This is a genomic window from Mycobacterium sp. ABE4_509, assembly GCF_056160785.1.
Genome location: NZ_JBSWXU010000253.1, coordinates 1 through 3,597 on the forward strand (window position 1 = coordinate 1; position 3,597 = coordinate 3,597).

The following is a 3,597-nucleotide window of genomic DNA, read 5'->3' on the forward strand; positions in this document are numbered from 1 at the left end:
GGTCACCGCCAGGGCGAGCCCCGGGCGGCCCAGCGCGCCGTCGAAGAACATGTACAGCCCGAACAACAGGAACAGCACGCTGGCCAGATAGTGCAGGAACTGTTCGGGCAGGCGCTTGTGCATGACCCTGCCCACGGCGATGGCAACCCCGTCGGCGGCCACCATGCCGATGGTGGCCCCGACCCACACCCCGGCCCAGCTGTGGTCGCTGGCCAGCGCCACGGTCGCGAGCATGGTCTTGTCCCCGAGTTCGGCCAGGACGAAGGAGGAGACGATCGCGAACACCACGAAGCGTGGTTCGGCGACCCGGACCTCCTCGCCGTCGTCGGCGCGCCGTGCGTCGCGCCACGTCCAGATCGCGAACAGCAGGAAGGCCAGCGATGCGGCTACCGCGATGGGCCGCTGGGGCAGCGCCATCCCGAGAGAGTGGCCGATGGCCACCGACAGCCCGTGCACCAGCATCGAGGCGATGGCCACCCCGGAGAGCACGACCCACCAGCGGTGGCGCAGCGCGTAGGTCATGGTGATCAGCTGGGATTTGTCACCGAGTTCGGCGACGAACACCACCGCCAGGCTGATGAGAATCGCAGAAACCACGGACGACCTTTCGACGCGTCGCCCGCCTGGGGCTGTTCACCCCTGGCGGAACACGGTCGAAGGTCTCGCCCACCACGTATTCGAGGTGGTTCGCCGGCCGGGCTCACGCCAGTATGTCGACACGACGATTCGGGGCTACTCCCCTTCGCTGATCCCTCGACGATAGCGGGCGATCGGCGAGACTGCCACCGCAGAGCGGGATTTCGGTGCCCCGAACAGTTCTTTCGCCACACCGAAACCCGCGGTTCGCCCGACCTACGCGGCCAGGAGCATCGCGAGAATCGCGGTGTCGGGGTGGGTGATCGGGTCGACTCCGACCCGGCTGACCATCGAGGTCACGGTGCCGTCGGATTCCGCTTCGACCCAGGCGGCCCGGTGCTCGAGTCCCAGGTGGGGCAACCCGGGCAGCAGGACGCAACCCGATGCGGCCCCGCTGCACTCCGGAAGTGAGGGAGTGGTTTCCGACGGGGGGTGCAGCATCATCAGCGCCGGCGGCTGCCGATCGGCGAAATGCCCTGGGGAGACGGCGTATTCCCCGACGACGGGTCCTTCGGCCAACACGAGGCCGACGGTGCCGGGCTCGGGTTCGTCGGGCAGTTCTTCTCGGACGCCGAAAATCGTTGTCGTCGAGAGCAGTCCAGGCAGCGATGCAACCCGCACCGCGGCCATCAGCAGCTGGGCCCACTCCTTGGTCGAGTCGGGCCAGCGCCCGGAGACCACGAAACCCTTGAGGGACCCACGCAAATGAAACGGAGCGATCTCGATCGCCCGACCGGACCCGGAATCCATTTCGCCTCCCCGGCATCGCAGAGCAACAGCCCGACACGCCGGTGGGTCGATCCGCTCAGAATGCGGTAGGCCCCAGCTGGCACGCAAGAGGACACGAGTGCTAACGGGCCGGAAACGACAAACCCGGCTCAGCCCGAAGGCTGAGCCGGGTGTGAGCCGGTGGGCGGACGATCAGGCAGGCGGGTAGACGCCCATCCCCTTGGCCTTCTCGGTCTGCCAGAAGATGTCGGCGATCTCGTCGATGGTGGCGAGCAGCTTCTCGGCGACGGCCACGTCGAGGGATTTCTTGACGTCGCCGGCGCCGTGCACGCCGTCCCAGAACAGCTGGTGCAGGTTCGGGAACTGCTCGAAGTGGTCCTTGGTGAAGAAGTCGGCCCACAGCACCATCAGATGGTGCTTGACCTCTTCGGCGCGCTGCTCCTTGATCAGGATGGCGCGCGTCTTGAAGTGGTCGTCGTCGGAGTCGTGGTACTTCTGCAACGTCTTGAGGCACGACAGCGCCTCGATCTTGGCCTGAGCGGGGTCGTAGACACCGCAGTACAGATCGCAGTGTGCATGGGCGGGTGTGGAGTTGGCGAAAAGTCGATGCAGCATAGTCCTAACTTACCCTTAGCCCATGCGCCGAAACCATCGGCCGGGGCTCATCGGGTTCGGCCGGCTGCTGCGCCGCTTCGTCGTCGTCGAGGAGTCGATGCGGCCGGCGCTGCTGCCCGGGGACGGGCTGCTGGCGATGCGCTGCGGAAAGCTCCGTGCAGGTCAGATCCGGGTGTTCCCGGATCCGTTGTTGTCGACGCGCTACCTGGTCAAGCGTGTCGGCGGGATCCGGCACACCACGACGGGGGCGGTGTTCGAGGCGTTGTCGGACAACGCGGGCGCACCCGGCGCCACTGACTCGCGGGAGTTCGGCTGGGTCCCGGCGGCCGGGTCGTACCGAGTGGTATGGAAGGTCCGGAAGGTCCGGAAGGTCCGGACGGTGCGTGCGCGAGGCGAACCGGGCGAGGCGGCCCGCTGATCTAGTACAGGACGATCAGGGCGAGGATTCCGAGCAGGACCAGCGCGATCAACCCGGCGCGCAGGAACGCCATCAACTGGCTGCGGGTGTAGACGCGCGAGGAGGACTGCCATTCCGAGGGCGGAAATGCCGGGCCCGAGCCCATCGATGACGACGCCATCAGAAACTCCTCACCCGCACGCGATATACCTCCCCAGTGAGATCCGTCACAAGCATCTCGTGTGACGGCGATCATAACCCCTATGTGTCGCCGCTGAGAAATCGGCCATAGATTGCTGAACACCAGCCTACGCATTACTTAGAGCTACGAGCGATTTCGCTCGGAGGTGGCTGGGCTGTTGATTGCGCCCGCGCGGCGGCGCGAGGTTATCCACAGGCCGAGGGGCTTGGGAGGCTGATATGGCGGCTCACGACGGGTGATGCGGCCACGCGGGCTGTGCATGAACCTGTGGAATCTGTGGATAGGGCGACATTGCTGCCCTTGGATCGGCGGGCGAGAGAGGTCGGTGGTGTGGCCGACGACGCGCGTGTCAGCATGAAGTCATGGACGACACAGCGGTGCCCCAGGCGGTTATCGGCGACGTGCCCACGACCTTCGACGACTCCGTGGTCCTCCTGGACGTGCGCGAGGACGACGAGTGGCAGCGCGGCCATGTGCCCGGAGCCCAGCACATCCCGATGGGTGACGTGCCGGCCCGCATGGCGGAGATCGACACCGAGGCTCAGCTGTTCGTGGTGTGCCACGCCGGTGGCCGTTCCCAGCGGGTCGCCCAGTACCTCGCCCGCAACGGCTACGAGCCGGTCAACGTCTCGGGCGGGATGCTGGCCTGGGCCGAGGCCGGTCGTCCCGTCGTCACCGAGGGCGGAGGCGCCGGCTTTGTCTGATCTGTCGGCTCGCCGACGGTTTAATCTGTCGGCTCGCCGACGGGCTGATCTGTCGGCTCGCCGACGGTCTGATCGCCGGCCCGCCGACTTGGCTAGGCTGGTGCGGTGATCCAGGTCTGCTCCCAGTGCGGGACGCGGTGGAACGTGCGTGACAAGCAGCGGGTGTGGTGCCCGCGCTGCCACGGCACTCTGCTCGCGCCGTCGGGCCCCGCTGCGCAGTCGCAATGGGGGCCGCCACCGCCGCAGCCTGGTCAGCGCCGCACCGGCCCACTGCTGCCGGCCGGCTACCGGTGGGTTGCGGTACGGCCCGGCGC

General features: G+C 67.4%; 6 protein-coding genes and 1 pseudogene. 3 read left to right on the forward strand and 4 right to left on the reverse strand.

Annotated elements, in window-relative coordinates:
* The 3 genes from ACXAID_RS27440 to sodN all read right to left on the reverse strand — a co-directional run.
* A partial coding sequence (locus ACXAID_RS27440; RefSeq protein ID WP_475025326.1) for a TMEM165/GDT1 family protein occupies positions 1 to 597 on the reverse strand: 597 nt, incomplete at its 3' end.
* A gap of 255 nt (positions 598 to 852) precedes the next feature.
* Positions 853 to 1,386: a peptidase gene (locus ACXAID_RS27445; RefSeq protein WP_475025327.1), complete on the reverse strand. Its 534-nt coding sequence runs from the start codon at positions 1,384 to 1,386 to the stop codon at positions 853 to 855.
* A gap of 171 nt (positions 1,387 to 1,557) precedes the next feature.
* Positions 1,558 to 1,980, reverse strand: coding sequence for a superoxide dismutase, Ni (sodN, locus tag ACXAID_RS27450; protein ID WP_475025328.1), 423 nt, complete (start codon positions 1,978 to 1,980; stop codon positions 1,558 to 1,560).
* A gap of 22 nt (positions 1,981 to 2,002) precedes the next feature.
* Here sodN and ACXAID_RS27455 point away from each other — a divergent pair, with 22 nt between their 5' ends.
* Positions 2,003 to 2,398, forward strand: a complete 396-nt coding sequence (locus ACXAID_RS27455; protein ID WP_475025329.1) for a S26 family signal peptidase — start codon at positions 2,003 to 2,005, stop codon at positions 2,396 to 2,398.
* Position 2,399: 1 nt separating this feature from the next.
* Here ACXAID_RS27455 and ACXAID_RS27460 read toward each other — a convergent pair whose 3' ends face one another.
* Positions 2,400 to 2,558: a hypothetical protein gene (locus ACXAID_RS27460; RefSeq protein WP_475025330.1), complete on the reverse strand. Its 159-nt coding sequence runs from the start codon at positions 2,556 to 2,558 to the stop codon at positions 2,400 to 2,402.
* A gap of 383 nt (positions 2,559 to 2,941) precedes the next feature.
* Between ACXAID_RS27460 and ACXAID_RS27465 the strand changes: the two genes are divergently transcribed.
* Both ACXAID_RS27465 and ACXAID_RS27470 read left to right on the forward strand, forming a co-directional pair.
* Positions 2,942 to 3,283 carry a rhodanese-like domain-containing protein gene (locus tag ACXAID_RS27465; RefSeq protein WP_475025331.1) on the forward strand — a complete coding sequence of 114 codons (342 nt, stop codon included), beginning with the start codon at positions 2,942 to 2,944 and terminating at the stop codon, positions 3,281 to 3,283.
* Positions 3,284 to 3,388: 105 nt separating this feature from the next.
* A pseudogene (locus ACXAID_RS27470) lies at positions 3,389 to 3,597 on the forward strand (DUF4328 domain-containing protein); the annotation flags it as partial.